Genomic DNA, 14,648 nt, shown 5'->3' on the forward strand with positions numbered 1-14,648 from the left:
GCGACAGCAATGGCAAAGTCTTCCAAGTTGGTTGCCGCAAAGCGCGGCAAGGTATTGTTGGTCAGACGCCGGTCGGACGGCCTGTGGATGTTCCCGGGCGGCCGCAAGCGCGCGCGAGAGTCCGACAAGGATTGCCTGCGGCGGGAGATCAAGGAGGAGCTGCCCAAGCTGAAGCTCGGCAGGGTCAGCCTCTGGAAGGAAGTGAAGGCCAGGAACAAGCGCTCCGGCCGCAAGATGAGCGATGCGATCTTCATCGCCAAGGGTGCCAAGGGCAGGCTGGCGATCGGCGACAAGAAGGAGATCGACCGCGCCGCCTGGCAGAAGCCGCGCGGCATCCGCCTGACGCCGACCTCGCGCTACATCCGCGACCGCCTGTTTCCGAGGAAGCGGCAGCGCGGGTGAGCTAATCCTCTCGCTCCGCCGATTGCGTTCGCCCGGCGAACGACCTCGAGCGCGGCTCCGGCGCGGCGCGCCTCACCGCCTCGGCCTCGCGCAGCTCCTTGCGGACCTTGCGCGCATTGCGCATCGCGCGCTTGACGAAGGGGTGCTGGGAATCCTCGGCGAAGAACAGCACCACCTCGCAACTCGGACATTGCCTGGAATAACCGTCCTGCAACCGCGCGGCGCGATCGCGGAACACGTTCTTGCAGCGCGTGCACTGAATCTGGACGGAGCCCATGCGCGATCGACAATGACTGATGGAAATGATCGTCAGCTGATCGCAAATGTCTGAAGAAAGCCTGAAACCCTTTGGCGAATTCACCGCCCACTCGCTGCAAGCCGATGCAGCGGGCGCGAGCATGCCGGCGATGCTCGCGTCACGCGCGCGGCGAAGCTATTCCAGGCTCAAGCTTTATTGCAGGCTATTGCTTGGCTGCCATCGTCTCCAGGCAATGATTGAGAAAGGCGGTGCGATCTCTCGGCAGCACCTTCTCGAGATCCGCTTTCAGCGCGCATTCGCGCTGCCGGATCTGCTCGGCACGGCGCTTTTCGGCGGCCTCGCGGAATTCGGGAGCGACCTTGTTGGGATCGACCAGCGCCTGTGAACGGGCGGGTGTGGTTGCAAGGAGCACGATGGCGGCGATGAAAATGAATGGTTTCAAATGAGCCTCCGAAAAAAAGCATCCTAGCGCGCGGCGTGCCAACGCTCAAATCGGAGTCCCGCGGTACCCCGTTCCGCCGCAACTGCGCTGACTGTGCGTGTGAACCAGTTCACACGCGCTCGACCAGTTCGCTGCTATGAAGGCATATTGCTTGACCAAATCATTTTTTGAACGAAACGCCCCGGCGTCCAAGCGCCGGGGTTTTTCGTGCTGGCGATGCAGTCTCCGATCGCATCAGCCTACGCCTCAGATGGGGCACGATCCCATGCCGCGTTGTAAGGTTCGGACGGGGCCCCGGTTCCCCTCGGGGGATGCACGGAACGTTGCTGCGAGGCGTGCGTTCGCCGGGCAAATCCCATATGCATGGCGGCGCGTCGCCGAATCGAAACGCGGGCGGCGCGCGTTCAGTTGGCGGCGGTTTACGACCAGAAACGGATTCACGTGAGGCTTGCAAAGAAGGCGCGGGCGGCCAAGGCATCGCTGAAGAAGGCATCGCCAAAGACCAGGATATCGCCCAAGACCAGGACATCGCTCAAAGCCAAGACATCGCTGAAGACCAAGGCATCGCTCAAGACCAAGGCGTCGCCAAGGAAGAGCGAGGGAGCGCAGCGCGCCGCGATCTCGTCGTCGTCGCCGCTCGGTTCGATGGCGCTTCATCTGCTTGCGCAATGGAAGCAGTCCGGACCAAGCGGCATCGTGTTTCTCGCCGAGAACGAGAGCAGGGCGGAGCGGCTCGGCAGCGTCATTCACGCGCTCGATCCGTCCTGCGAGGTGCTGGTGTTTCCGCGGCTGAACACCTTGCCGTTCGATCAGCTCGAGCCTTCGCACGAGCTTGCAGGGCGCAGGGCCTCCGTGCTGCGTCGCCTCGCAAGATCCAGGAAGCCGCTGTTTCTCGTCTCGACCGCGGAAGCCGTGATGGAGCGCCTGCCGCCGCCGGCGAGCCTGTTGCGCCTCAGCGTCAGCTTGAAGGTGGGCGGCGCGTTTTCCGAGCGGGAGCTCGAGAGCCGCCTCGAATCCCTCGGATACGATCTCGACGACGAGCCGGACTATCCGGGCGGGGCACTGTTTCATGGACAGACCTTCGAGATATTTCCCGCAGGCGCGCTCGGTCCGTTCCGGATCGAGCATTCCGATCGCGCGATCGACCGGATCGTGGCGTTCGATCCGAAAGAGCACGACATCATCTTCGAGACGAAGGAGCTCGTGGTCGATCCGATGTCGGAGCGGCTTGGCTTTGCCGGCAAGGGCGGCAAGCGCGCGAGCCTGTTCGACTATTGCGGACGCGCCAAATGGATCGCCGATGCAGGGGTCCCTGCGCATGCAGATGGCTGGCTTGATACGATCGAGGAGGCTGCGCCGCGCGCGGAGCGGGAGCGCGAATATCTCGGACGCCGCGACTGGAAGCAGCTCTCCAGGGGCATGAAAGTGCTGCCGCGGACCGCATCGTTCCAGGCCGTGCCCGAATTCTCGAAGCTGACCTCCGCAAGGAAAGCGCTGCGCGCCTTCGTCGAGGAAACGCGGCGGGCCGGTTCGCGATTGATCCTCGTCGCCGCGCAGGAGGACGATCTGCGCGTGATGGAGCGGATGAGCGGCGTCAAGGCACAGCGCAGCGAGGATTGGGACGAGGCGACGCGCGGGGGAAGCGGCGAGGCGGCGCTTCTGGCCGATCTCGATGCGGGCTTCATCGTGCCGGGGCGAAAGCCGCTCGTCGTCGTGACGGCGTCCGACGTGCTCGGCAGCCGGGCGCATCATGCGCAGCCGATGGCGCGCGCCTGGACCGCGGCCTTCGACCATGCCGATGTGCCCGAGCAGGGCACGGTGGTCGTTCACCTCCAGCGCGGCCTTGCCGTGCTCGACGGCTTGCAGACCGTCAACACCGGCGGCGGCGCGATGCGGGAGATGATCCGCCTGAAGTTCGCGGGCGACAATGCGGTTCTGGTGCCGCCGACCGATCTGGCGCTGATGTGGCCTTACGCCGCCGAGCTCGGCAAGCTGGCGCTCGACAAGGCGGACGGCAGCACATGGTGGGCACGGCGCAGCGAGGCCGAGCGCGAGATCCAGATCGCCGGCAAGGTGCTGGCCAAGCACATCAGCCAGCGCCGCCGGCGGCGCGCGGACAAGCTGGTGCCGCCGGGATCGGCCTACGAGAAGTTCGTCGCGCGGTTTCCCTATTTCACGACGACCGACCAGGCCAAGGCGATCCACGACGTGCTGGATGATCTTGCGTCCGGTCACCCGATGGACCGCGTGGTCTGCGGCGATGTCGGATTTGGCAAGACCGAGGTGGCGCTGCGCGCGGCGGCCGCTGTGGTGCTGTCCGGCAAGCAGGTGGCGATCGCGGTGCCGACGACGGTGCTGGCCCGGCAGCATGTCGCAACCTTCCAGAAACGGTTTGCGCCGTTCGGCATCGAGGTCGGGAATTTGTCGCGGGCCACGTCCGGTGCGGAGCTGCGCGAGACCAGAGAGGGGCTGCGCAGTGGCCGGATCAAGGTCGTGGTCGGCACGCAAGCGCTCACCGCCAAGGACGTGAAGTTCGACGATCTCGGCCTCGTCATCATCGACGAGGAGCAGCATTTTGGCGCAGCCGAGAAGGCAAAGCTCGCCGGCCTCGCCAAAAATGTCCATGTGCTGATGATGAGCGCGACGCCGATCCCGCGGACGCTCGCCGCGGGTCTAGCCGGATTCCGCGATCTCAGCGTGATCGCCTCGCCGCCGGTGCACCGGCTTCCGGTCGCGACCAGGATCGCGCCGCTGTCGGATGCCGCCATCGCCTCCGCGCTGCTGCGCGAGCAGCGCCGCCACGGCCAGAGCTTCCTGATCTGTCCGCGTATCCAGGATCTCGATCCAATGCTGGCGCGGGTGCAGGCGGTGGCGGGCGACCTACGCATCGTCTGCCTGCACGGCAGGCTGGCGGCGGACGAGATCGACGACCGCATGATGAGCTTCGTCGAGGGCAGGGCCGACGTCCTGCTCGCGACCAACATCGTCGAGAGCGGCCTCGACATTCCCCGTGCCAACACCATCGTGGTGTGCTGGCCCGAAAAGTTCGGCCTCGCCCAGCTGCACCAGCTGCGCGGACGGGTCGGGCGCGGCGGCATCCGCGCCTTCGCCCATCTCTTGACCGAGACGGAGTCCGGGCAGTCCGAGAAGCGGCTGGCCGTGCTCGAGGAGTTCAGCCGGCCGGGCGCCGGCTTTGCCATCAGCGAGCGCGACCTGGATCTGCGAGGCGCGGGCGATCTGTTCTCGGAGCAGCAGTCCGGCCATGTCCAGGTGTTCGGGCCCGTGCTCTACAGCCACCTCCTGAAAATGGCCTCGGAGAAGGTCGACGAGGAGCGCGCCGCGGTGTGGGTGCCCGACCTCAACCTGCCGGTCGGGGACATGCTCCCCGAGACCTATGTGCAGTCCGAGCCGGTGCGGCTCGAGCTCTATGCGCGCGCCGCAAGATGCAGCAACGAGGACGATCTCGAGGACCTCGAGGAGGAAACCTCCCGCCGCTTCGGACCTTTGCCGAAGATCGCCCGCGACTTCTTCGCCGCGGCGAAACTCAGGATCGAGTGCAAGCGCCGCGGCATCATCCGCCTCGACGTCGGCCCCGGCGCGGTGGCCGCGACGTTCCTGCCGGGGCGGTTGCGGAAGTCGAGAGGAAAGTCCCTCCAGCGCGACGGCGACCGCGTCGTCTATCACAGCCCGATGCGCGATGCGCCGTTCGAGCGGGTGGAGGAGTTGTTCGAGGCGCTGGACGAGGGGTAGGGCGCTCTAAAATGTGAAAACAACCCCATGCACAGTAGCCAAGTGCTGCTGGCACAATGGGTTCTGCAGCCGGCGCAAACGCCGGCGCGGGCCCATGATCGGGTTCAACTGCCCTCCGTCACGTCGGCATCGTTCGACGCCATGCTTCCGGCTCGCAGCCGGTTTGACCCGTCGGGCAAAACAGTGGCATTCTGTCACCTTCGGAAAATCCGCCGCGGAGAAGGCTGCTTCGTGCGAAGCCGGGTGCTCGGTGGGCCGCAGCGGCGCCCATTGTCAGCTTAGCCCCCGGCTATTTGAGTCATCCCGTCGCAAGACTCCGTATTCGGCGGGACTGACCGGGCCCGCCCGCTAACTTGGAATTAATCCAAAAAGCTCACAATTTTAGGCAGTTGTGTATGGGTGCTGCGTAAAGGAGGCGTCGCGACGACGTTCCGGCGACGGCTTCCTTTTGCTCGCTCATGAGGTCAATGCAGATGACCACGACATCCGAAGCGCAAGGCCTCGTCGAACAACTCGACCCCGCAGCCCTTGCAGCCGCCGCAGCACCCGAACCCGAAGCGCCGGAAGCTCCCGTGGCGGCCAGGCGGTCCAGCCGGAAATCGGTCCTGGCGCTCTCGGTGTGCGCCCTCGCCATCAACGGTTCGGCGGCCATCTACACCTGGCCGTCCGAGCTTCCGTCGCTGAATGTCGGCAAGTTCGCCGAACTGTTTCCGCGCCCGGAATCGTCCGCGCCAAAACCGGATCCGGTCGTCGCCGCCTTGAAGGATATCCAGTCGGCCCAGCAGCAGCACACGGCTTCGCTGCAGGAGAACAACGCCCTGGTGCAGCAAAATGCAGTTCTGCAGCAGCAGGATACATTGGTGCTCTTGTCCCTGCGGCAGAGCATCACCGACGATCGGGTCGATGTGAGGAAGATATCTTCACAGCTCTCCACGCTGATCGCGAAGGTCGACGCGCTGCAGAGTACGATGATGTCGGACGTCACGTCCTCCATTCGACGAGCGAATGCCCGCTATGGACTGTCGGCAGCGATGCGCAAACGGCTGCTGGTTCGGGAATCAAAACCCGTCGGACCCGTTTCGGTTGGAGGAGCTCCACTGACCGCGCCGGCCGCATCCTCGGCACCGGAGAGCTGAAGGCGGTAACTCCCTGACTGAAAAGGTTGGCCGACTGCAGCCCGTCACTTCGAGGCGTGGTCGATCTTGTGCTGCAAATGCCCGGTGTCGTGATCGCGACGCAGCTGGCTCAGCGATGTCTCGTTCAACTGAAGCAGCACCTCGCTGAGTTGGGTCGTGTCGGGATAGCCGGCCGCAAAACCCTTTCCGTAGATCTTGCGCAACGTGCCGAGCAGCGTGTTGCCATGCTTCTTGCTGATCCCGCCATCCTTGTCGCGGTGGCGGCCATCCAGGCCATGTTCCTTCATGTGCTTCTCCCTGCGCGGCGTCTTGAGCGCCTGGAGAGAGCGTGCTCCTAAACGAGTTGATTGGCAACGGCATGGCGCGCGGCAGTTGAAGGCTGGTCCGTGCCGCTGCAACAGTGTTGCCGTCACGTGTCCATCGCTGAGCTGTGATGCCGCGTTGGATTGCGGCGGGATCGTTGACGCATCACATCAACCCGGGCAGCGTTCGATTGGAACTGGTACGATGCGCTCTGTTCTGGCCTTGGGTCTGTTGATTGTCCTGTGCACTGCTGCAAACGCTGCGACGGCGCATCGCTCCCGCACACATCATCCGCGCCATCCCGCGGTCGATCGTTCCGCCGCGGACGAAAATCCTCGGGCACGCTTCGCCGTCCCTGGCTGGAGCGATGAAGCAACGCAGCGCTGGCTGAACAGCGCCTCCTCCAATGTCGGCCGAGGCGGATAGCCACCGCGATCCCTGCATTGTCAGGCCGCGCCAGCGATCTGATGGGGGCTGATTTCCGAAGAGCGAAGGCGGGGTGGCTAGGCGGCCTGCTCCTCAAAGGAGGTGTAGACCCGGCCCGTGGGATCGACGACCTGAACGTCCCAGCACCCGTCCTCGACCAGTTCCCTGGCCTTCTTGAGGGCGGCCGCAAGCGACAGCCGCTTGAGGCTGACGACGCCTGCTGTGTCGAAACCGCTGATTTCAAACATGCCGCTCCTCCTGTTTCTCGAATCCTACACCTTTCTTGCGTGTTGTCTCGCGGCGTTTTGGGGGAGGCCTCCTCCGCAAGCTGGATTGACTCTGCAGCTTCCCTATCGAACTATTCGGGAAAAAGTAGCAGTCAGGCAGCGAACGATGAAAGACTACCAGGCTCAGCTGGAGAAGTTGCGCACGGACGCGGCCGAGTGCGCACTGATCCGCGATCTTGCGACCGACAAAGCCAAGCGCGAGCTATTTGATCGGTTGGCCAATCATCTGACCGTGCTCGCGGAACAGGTCGAATTGGCGATGCTGGAGCGACACAAAGGCGCTGGATCGTAGGGCCCCTTCGGCAGCCGAGCGATGGCCGAGGCGAGCGCAAGGGGTTACCGGGTTGGAGGCGCCTTCCATCCATAGGACTGACGCGCGATTTGGCCGGTGACGTCGAGATCCTTCTCGTCAGAGAGGCGCCAGGCCGCCACGCCGAAGCAGACGGTCAGAACGACGGCGGTCACTAGCAGCAGCATCGATAGAAACTGGCTCACACCCACACCCCTGAACGCGACGCATGAGCGGAGCGACCATGGAACGTCGATTCGGAAAATGCAGGCGCACTGACCCAACGCCGATTTTCCCCATCACTCACGCCGGACCAAAAGCGCTCACGAGTCCAATCGTGATCGGGACCAGCGCCACGACGGTCCATAGGACCGGCGAACCAGAGGAAAGGCCAGCGATCAGTATCCAGGCACCGAAGCCCACGAGGAGCACTGAGATGGCATAGGCAACGGCTTTGTCCATCGTTCGATCCACGAGCAACACAGGACCGATTGCGACTGTAAGATTCCCGGCGCTTGGAAACGTTCCTATGCGGCGCGGCGAGCGCGATGGATGGAGCCGGAGGGGCGATGGGCCAACATGCTTGAGCACGGGCCGGCGCCGGCGATCAGGTTGCGTGCGGAAGCGTGGCAGAGTGGCCTATTGCACCGAGCTTACCCCTCGGCGGACCTTTGGGCGTCCAAACCCCGACAGGCTGCACTTCACCGAAGATCAACGCTTGTTGGCTGCCACGGCTGCTACGTGGGTTGCTGTGGGCGGCGTTAGCTGGGCGGGACCGGCTGTTGCAGATGAAGTGCTGCGCTATGGCAAATACATCCGCGCCAAGTATTTCCTCAAACAGCTAGACGAACGTGCAAAGTCCGACCCAACAGATCAGGCCATCGCGGCGAAAGCCAGAGAAGTTCGCCAGACAATCGCTGATTTGCTCGCGGACGGCGCGAAAAAATTCAACAAAATAAAGCGCTCCATAAAGACAAGGGCTAGCGACCCAATTCCCCTCTGCGGGCGCCCACACGAGCAGCGACCCCGCCAAGGCTGGCACGTGCGTGCGTGGCGAGGCCGCCTGCGCTCCGGACTCGGTTGGAGGGCGTAGTCCGGAGGCGTACCGATTTTACGACCGCCATCCAGAATAACGATTGCCCGAAAGAGGCACCCACTTCGGGCTGTCCTAATCTGCTCTCATGGGTGTCCTAATTAGGACAGCATCGCCCTGGTGGCGCTGGCCTATTTCCGAGCGCGGTGGCCTATTTTGAATTGTAACTGGCCTGTTTTGGTTTAGGGGCGCTTGCTCGTTCCTGGTAGGAACCCGGGCAATGACGCTGGATGAAAAGATCGCCCAGGCACGGCGCCACGTCGATACCGGCAGGCTCATCATTGAGCGCCAGCGGATCACCGTAGGTCGCCTGAGAACTGCGGCCTCAATCGAGCTTCTTGATCTGTTCGAGCACCCTTAGCAGATTTTCGAATCTGACTTGGCCGATCTGCTTAGACGCAGCGGAGTAGACAGGAACTGCGCCGACTAGCCTGTGTTGATAGGCCATGCCGAAATACTACTTCAACGTTCGTGACTTAGAGCCCAGCACCGATGAGTTTGGAGAGGAGCTTCCCGACAATGAAGCAGCTTGGAAGCAAGCCACCGGCTTTGCTGGCGAGGTTTTGAAGGACATGGACGGCAGATTTCGACCTGGCCAGGAATGGGCCGTTGAAGTCACCGACGAGCAGAAGCGGATGCTTTACCGTATCGAGATTAGCTCCAGAAAAAGAAAGTAAGGCCGCTCAGTTGGCGGCCTTTGCCTCAACTGTCCTAAGACTCTAACTCGCTCGCGACGTGATCTCGCGAACATCCCCCGCCTGGAGGTTCAAGGCTTTCGCCTCCTGATCGCTCAACTCGTTATCGAGCAGGGCCGCGCTCCAGCCTTCCGGAACTACATTCAACACTGCATCAACCGCTTCGCTTCTAGGGGCGGCGACCGCCCAGAGCTTATGCTCTCGGTTGTCGGTAATGACCCGAACCAGGTGGACCTTCGTTGCACTTGCCATGACGAACTATGCACACGACTTGCTTACGTTCCAACCGCGCCGGCGTCTGGTGACGCGATCTCCGTACCGTGGGGAGCTATCTGGGTAAGGAACGACTCTCCAGCGGCGAGCCTTAACATTTCGGTCTGTGGCGCGATACCTGGACCACTCCAGCTTCGCGACATCCACCCGGGACGGCCCATCGTTCGAACGCGCGTTTGGCGATGGGTCGGTTCTCGCGAGGCCGCCGCGGCCTCTTCATAGGAACTAGTGGCAAGCGACTGGATTGGTGCTGTGCTCCGGCCGCTAGCCCCCCTGCCGGCCGGAGCGTTACAACGGCCCCAGCCGCCAAAAAGCTGGGGTCGTTTTTTCGTGCGGCTATCCCGCGTTTTGATAGCCGATGATCGCCAGCTGCGGGTTGCCGCGATCGAAGTTAGGCCTGACGTCGGCGTCGCGGCTCCCGCAGCCTTGGCAGATGAACCGCGGCTCGAGATCCGAGAGCCTGACACTGTCATCCCAGCGGTCAGCGTCGAGAGCGACGTGATGGCCGCAGTGGCAGTAGACCAGGACGCCCCGCACGCCCATGGCGCGCATCTCGCCGAAGGTGATCTTCATCGGCCGGCCGTCGGCGTGCGTAGGCGTGTGGCGGCGGGCAGCACGGGGCATGCCACTATCGAAGCGCCGCTCCGGCGAGAGTCAAATTATCAATCCCTTGGGCCCGGGAACGCGCGCGAGCTACTGCGCGTCGTGCTGGGGACAATGCTGCATCGCGTTCGATCGAAACCCCCGGCATCGCCCGGATATCGCGACCAAGTGACATCCTCCCGAAATGACCGAAAATCTACCGAGATTCGCACAACTAACAGGCAGGCGCCTGTTCGTAACTCACCCGGGTGCCTGTGTTGCGCGTTGCGTCGAGTCGGCACCCGGGTGTCCAATGACACCCATGTGCTCACGCTGATTCGAAGCGGCGTCAAGGACCGATGCGGTAACTCCGCCAAGGTCAATTTGAGCTCATAAAAGCCGAAAGGCGGCCCCGCACCACCGGGTAACCGCCTTTCTTAATTCAAATCTGGACCACGACGTGCGCAGTACAGCCCCTGAACAAGGAAATTGTACTGTTGCTGGAGAAATCCACAAGCACTGAGTGGTCGTATCGCACAGGAGATGCGGCCTTGAATGAGTCGACTATTCTGGTCCTGCGGGGCCATCGCGTTTATGAGGACAGTCACGGAAACGTCTGCCTCGATGATCTTTGGCGAGCCGCTAAAAAGGGCGCAGGAAGATCGCCGTCGAAATGGCGCAATACTCGCATGGCGAAAGCGCTCATTGCTGAGGTGGAAAAAAAGATCATAAATTCCTCTTTGAAGGAAAATAAGGCTGTAACGCCAGCTATTTATGCAAAGCGGGGAAGGGGAAGCACGGGCACCTTCGCACATCCCATATTGGCCGCTGCATACGCAGGCTATCTCAGCTCCAAGCTGGAGCTCGAGGTCCGCGAAATTTGGCTGCGATATCGGTCAGGCGATGCCTCGCTTGCAGATGAAATATTGCAGCGCGCCACGGCTGAAGAAAACAGGTGGGCCGGCGCGCGAGCAGTTTCTCGCTCACAACGAGTCGCCTACACGGATACGCTTAAGCAGCATCACGTCACCGGCAAGGGCTACATGCTCTGCACGGAGGCGGTTTATCTGAAGCTGCTCGGCGGACGATCGCATCAGCTCCGCCAGGCGCGCGGGCTCGATCCGATGGCAAATATCCGCGACAATCTCAGCGTTGCAGAGTTGTCGTTCGTCATGGCGGCCGAGGCGCTCGCAGCTGAGCGCATTGAGCAGGAGATCCGGATTGGTAACGACGACTGCATTGAGGCAAGCGCCACAAGCGCTTCCGCGATCCGCGGCGCGATCGAAGCCGACCGGCAGAATAGACAGCCCCTCGTCGCTCGCAGCGGGCCGGCAATCGACCCTGAGCTTCGGCACTCTGGCGGCACTTGACCGCTGGCGAGTCCGATCCGCGGCCGTGGGGCAGCATCAGCACGACATCGACGAACTCGCGCGCATGGAGCGCATCTGCTGGGATCTGGCAGCCGGCGCGGTGACGCCCGAAGAGAGAGCAGGGCTCGTTATCATGGCCGGCAACTATCGCGCCGCGATCCTCGATGCACAGATTGCCAATCGATTTGCCAACACGGTGCCCACACGAGGCTTTTCGGTCGGCTCTGGATCGGAGCTAAGTCTTTGATTTTGGTTGGTGAGCGCGCTGGGGCTCGAACCCAGGACCCCGTGATTAAAAGTCACGTGCTCTACCGGCTGAGCTACGCGCTCCCATGGCCGCTGATGGCTAAGATAAAGAGATCGCCATCGTCTTCGGACATTCGAGAAGCATGTCTTGCCGCCACGCTGAACTCGCGTTGCGGGGAAAACCGGCCGTTTCCGGATCATGCTTTCGGCCCGCGCTGTGTAGGGGGAGTGGCTGCGGAGGTCAATAGCGGGGGTGGCTGCCGAAACTCGCGGCAGCAGCGCGGATTTGTTCGCGGTGCCCACAGCTTAAGGCGGAATTTTCAACCCGATTGGCGGGGCGTCATCCACGCCGAACTGCCGTATGGGCCGCCGGCGCGGGGGCTCGCCCGCGCCGCGACGTCTTGGGTTCGTCAGTTCGCCTCCCGCCGCACCTCGTTCGGTACCGGCTGCGGCGTTCCGGCCGGGGTCGGCAGGGCGACCGGGCGCAGGCCGATCAGCTCCGCGGTGCGGATCGCGCTGTCGCGCCAGAACTGGAACGAGTTGATGCGGCTGAGCTCGAGGATGGCAATCGCGACCGCCGCGAGGAACGGCAGGCTTTGCAGCACCAGGACGCCGGCGAAGATGTAGATCTCGGTGATCTGCCGGAAGCTGTTCGAGGCCACCAGCACGCCGGCGCCGACCAGGAGCAGGATGCCGATCACGGCCTCCCAGAACGCCTGGAACTCGATCGACATCCTGCTGAGGCCGCCCTTGGAGGTGCGGGCGAAGGCGATGTGCTCGGTGATCAGGCCCTGCGCGACCGCGCGCGACACCGTCCATTGCACGCTCATAGCGGCGATCATGGCGCCAAGCATCTGGCCGGGTTTGATCGCGACGCGCGCGCGGTACATCGACAGGAAGTGCGCCAGCGAGACGATGAAGGCGCCGATGATCGGCAGCGTCAGGATCTTGTCGGGAATGGCGATGTCGGCAAAGGCGACGATCGGCACCCAGACAAGGTTGAGCAGGGCCACGACCACGCCGAGGCTTTCGGCGCCCAGCCAGTTCAGCCAGCCGAGGCCGTATTCGCGCTTCTGGTCCGCCGTCAGCCGGCTCGCGCCCGGCAAGAAGCGGCGCCAGTGCTTCTTCACGATCTGCAGGCCGCCATAGGCCCAGCGATGGCGCTGCTTCTTGAACGCCTCGTAGGTGTCGGGCAGCAGGCCCTGGCCGTAGCGGTGATTGGTGTAGTGCGTGACCCAGCCGAGCTCCTGGATCGCAAGGCCGAGATCGGAATCCTCGCAGATCGTGTCGCTTGACCAGCCGCCGGCCATATCCATCGCGGCGCGGCGGATCAGGCACATCGTGCCGTGCACGATGACGGCATTGAGCTCGTTGCGCTGGACCATGCCGATGTCGAAGAAGCCGGCATATTCGCCGTTCATGATGTAGTGCATGATCGACAGGTCGCCGTCGCGATGCTCCTGCGGCGCCTGCACGAGGCCGACGCGCGGGTCGGCGAACGCCGGCACGAGGTCCTTGAGCCAGTCGGGCTCGACCACATAGTCGGCATCGAGGATGCCGATGATCTCGGCATCGACGGCGGTGCGGTCCATCGCGATGCGCAGTGCGCCGGCCTTGAAGCCCTGCACCTTCTCGGCGTTGATGAACTTGAAGCGTTCACCGAGCGCGCGGCAATGATCCTGGATCGGCTGCCAGAACGCGGGATCGGGCGTGTTGTTGATGATGACGACGCATTCGTAGTTCGGATAGTTCAGCCGCGACAGCGCATCGAGCGTCTGCTTGAGCATGTCGACCGGCTCGAAATAGGCGGGGATGTGGATCGACACCTTCGGATAGTAATTCTCCGGCACGTTCTCGACCGGCTTGCCCTTGGCGAGCAGCCGCTGCGGCGGGCGGCCGAAGGCGACCGCCGCGATCTCGTCGATGCGCGCCATCGCGATCAGCACCAGCGGAACAAGCAGGATCATGCCGAGCGTCAGCGCGAAGGCCGAGCCGAAGATGAAATAGTGGCTGTTCCAGAACGCGAACACGGTCGCGGTCCAGGCGCCGACGCCGTTGGCGGTCGCCGAGAGCAGGAAGGCCTGCTTCGCGGTCGGCTTTTCAAGCCGCAGGATCGGAAGCGACAGGAGAACTCCGACCAGGAGCGCGATTCCCATCAGCTTCCAATAGTCGGGGTTCTCCACCGGGCCGGTCCAGGCGAATTTCGGCTCGCGGCTGGCGTTGAGGATGCCCCAGTACGGACCGACGCCGCCTTCGAAGAATTTCCAGGGCTGATCGATGGCCTCGACGATGTTGTATTCCATGCCGATGGCTTCGGCGCGGCTGACGAAGTTGCGCAGGGTCAGCGCCTGCTGGAACGGACCGGGGTCGGCGTTGCGCAAATTGTAGCCCTGGCTCGGCCAGCCGAACTCGGCGATCACGATGCGCTTGCCGGGGAACAAATTGCGCAGCAGGTTGTAGCGGTCGACGGCCTGGTCGACCGCCTGGTCCGAGCGGAAGTTTTCCCAATAAGGCAGCACGTGGGCGGCAATGAAATCGACGTTGGAGGCAAGGTCGGGATTGTCCCGCCAGATGTTCCAGATCTCGCCGGTCGTGACGGGCACGCGCACCGAGCCCTTCACCTTCTTGATCATGTCGATGAGGTCTTCGACCTTCTGCTCGCCGCGGTAGATCACCTCGTTGCCGACCACGACGCCGACGACGTTGCTGTTCTTGCGGGCGAGCTCGATGGCGGCCTTGATCTCGCGCTCGTTGCGATCCTTGTCCTTGTCGATCCAGGCGCCGACGGTGACCTTGAGGCCGAACTCGGCCGCGACCGGCGGCACCAGCTCCACGCCGCCCGTGGACGAATAGAGGCGGATCGCGCGCGTCATCGTCGACAGCGTCTTCAGGTCGGCGCGGATTTTCTCCACGCTCGGGATGTTGTCGATGTCGGGGTGGGCCGAGCCTTCGAACGGCGCGTAGGAGACGCTGGGCAACAGGCCCCTGAAATCGGGAGCGGGTTCCTTGTCGCGCAAGACTCCCCACAGCCCAGCGTGAAGCACGGACACGAGCAACAGAACGGCGGCGACAACGCGCATCGCGGCTAAACCAAA

Annotated in this window: 16 protein-coding genes and 1 tRNA gene; 8 read left to right on the forward strand and 9 right to left on the reverse strand. The window is 63.3% G+C overall.

The window, feature by feature from the left end; translation table 11 throughout:
• Positions 1–9: 9 nt before the first annotated feature.
• On the forward strand, positions 10–402 hold the full coding sequence (locus QA649_RS23330; protein WP_283019253.1) for an NUDIX hydrolase: 393 nt from the start codon (positions 10–12) through the stop codon (positions 400–402).
• 1 nt (position 403) lies between these two features.
• Here QA649_RS23330 and QA649_RS23335 read toward each other — a convergent pair whose 3' ends face one another.
• Entirely contained in the window at positions 404–679 is a 276-nt protein-coding gene (locus tag QA649_RS23335; RefSeq protein WP_283019254.1) for a hypothetical protein, read from the reverse strand.
• A 184-nt stretch (positions 680–863) separates the two neighbouring features.
• Entirely contained in the window at positions 864–1,103 is a 240-nt protein-coding gene (locus QA649_RS23340) for a hypothetical protein (RefSeq protein ID WP_283019255.1), read from the reverse strand.
• Between the two features lie 645 nt (positions 1,104–1,748).
• On the opposite strand from QA649_RS23340, the gene QA649_RS23345 reads away from it, so the two are divergent.
• Positions 1,749–4,853 carry a DEAD/DEAH box helicase gene (locus tag QA649_RS23345; protein ID WP_283026076.1) on the forward strand — a complete coding sequence of 1,035 codons (3,105 nt, stop codon included), beginning with the start codon at positions 1,749–1,751 and terminating at the stop codon, positions 4,851–4,853.
• Positions 4,854–5,320: 467 nt separating this feature from the next.
• Complete coding sequence (locus QA649_RS23350) at positions 5,321–5,989, forward strand: hypothetical protein (protein WP_283019256.1); 669 nt, start codon at positions 5,321–5,323, stop codon at positions 5,987–5,989.
• A 44-nt stretch (positions 5,990–6,033) separates the two neighbouring features.
• Here QA649_RS23350 and QA649_RS23355 read toward each other — a convergent pair whose 3' ends face one another.
• Both QA649_RS23355 and QA649_RS23360 read right to left on the reverse strand, forming a co-directional pair.
• Entirely contained in the window at positions 6,034–6,276 is a 243-nt protein-coding gene (locus tag QA649_RS23355) for a hypothetical protein (protein WP_283019257.1), read from the reverse strand.
• Between the two features lie 519 nt (positions 6,277–6,795).
• Positions 6,796–6,966 carry a hypothetical protein gene (locus QA649_RS23360; RefSeq protein ID WP_200493921.1) on the reverse strand — a complete coding sequence of 57 codons (171 nt, stop codon included), beginning with the start codon at positions 6,964–6,966 and terminating at the stop codon, positions 6,796–6,798.
• A 145-nt stretch (positions 6,967–7,111) separates the two neighbouring features.
• Between QA649_RS23360 and QA649_RS23365 the strand changes: the two genes are divergently transcribed.
• Positions 7,112–7,297, forward strand: coding sequence for a hypothetical protein (locus QA649_RS23365; RefSeq protein ID WP_283019258.1), 186 nt, complete (start codon positions 7,112–7,114; stop codon positions 7,295–7,297).
• A 44-nt stretch (positions 7,298–7,341) separates the two neighbouring features.
• Here QA649_RS23365 and QA649_RS23370 read toward each other — a convergent pair whose 3' ends face one another.
• The gene (locus tag QA649_RS23370) at positions 7,342–7,500 is read right to left on the reverse strand and encodes a hypothetical protein (protein WP_158646941.1); all 159 of its coding nucleotides are present in this window, start codon (positions 7,498–7,500) and stop codon (positions 7,342–7,344) included.
• Positions 7,501–7,597: 97 nt separating this feature from the next.
• Entirely contained in the window at positions 7,598–7,756 is a 159-nt protein-coding gene (locus tag QA649_RS23375; protein WP_018642108.1) for a hypothetical protein, read from the reverse strand.
• A gap of 851 nt (positions 7,757–8,607) precedes the next feature.
• Between QA649_RS23375 and QA649_RS23380 the strand changes: the two genes are divergently transcribed.
• Together QA649_RS23380 and QA649_RS23385 are read left to right on the forward strand one after the other, a co-directional pair.
• The gene (locus QA649_RS23380; protein WP_283019259.1) at positions 8,608–8,748 is read left to right on the forward strand and encodes a hypothetical protein; all 141 of its coding nucleotides are present in this window, start codon (positions 8,608–8,610) and stop codon (positions 8,746–8,748) included.
• A gap of 85 nt (positions 8,749–8,833) precedes the next feature.
• The gene (locus QA649_RS23385) at positions 8,834–9,064 is read left to right on the forward strand and encodes a hypothetical protein (RefSeq protein WP_283019260.1); all 231 of its coding nucleotides are present in this window, start codon (positions 8,834–8,836) and stop codon (positions 9,062–9,064) included.
• 627 nt (positions 9,065–9,691) lie between these two features.
• On the opposite strand, the gene QA649_RS23390 is transcribed toward QA649_RS23385, so the two are convergent.
• Positions 9,692–9,979: a hypothetical protein gene (locus tag QA649_RS23390; protein WP_283019261.1), complete on the reverse strand. Its 288-nt coding sequence runs from the start codon at positions 9,977–9,979 to the stop codon at positions 9,692–9,694.
• Positions 9,980–10,434: 455 nt separating this feature from the next.
• Between QA649_RS23390 and QA649_RS23395 the strand changes: the two genes are divergently transcribed.
• Complete coding sequence (locus tag QA649_RS23395) at positions 10,435–11,307, forward strand: KilA-N domain-containing protein (RefSeq protein WP_283019262.1); 873 nt, start codon at positions 10,435–10,437, stop codon at positions 11,305–11,307.
• Between the two features lie 25 nt (positions 11,308–11,332).
• Positions 11,333–11,554 (forward strand): hypothetical protein, encoded by a 222-nt coding sequence (locus QA649_RS23400; RefSeq protein WP_283019263.1) that lies wholly within the window; start codon positions 11,333–11,335, stop codon positions 11,552–11,554.
• Between the two features lie 7 nt (positions 11,555–11,561).
• On the opposite strand, the gene QA649_RS23405 is transcribed toward QA649_RS23400, so the two are convergent.
• Positions 11,562–11,637: transfer RNA gene (locus tag QA649_RS23405), tRNA-Lys, on the reverse strand.
• Between the two features lie 326 nt (positions 11,638–11,963).
• The gene (locus QA649_RS23410; RefSeq protein ID WP_283019264.1) at positions 11,964–14,633 is read right to left on the reverse strand and encodes a glycosyltransferase; all 2,670 of its coding nucleotides are present in this window, start codon (positions 14,631–14,633) and stop codon (positions 11,964–11,966) included.
• Positions 14,634–14,648: the final 15 nt, after the last annotated feature.

This window comes from Bradyrhizobium sp. CB1717, from assembly GCF_029714325.1.
Lineage (GTDB): Bacteria > Pseudomonadota > Alphaproteobacteria > Rhizobiales > Xanthobacteraceae > Bradyrhizobium.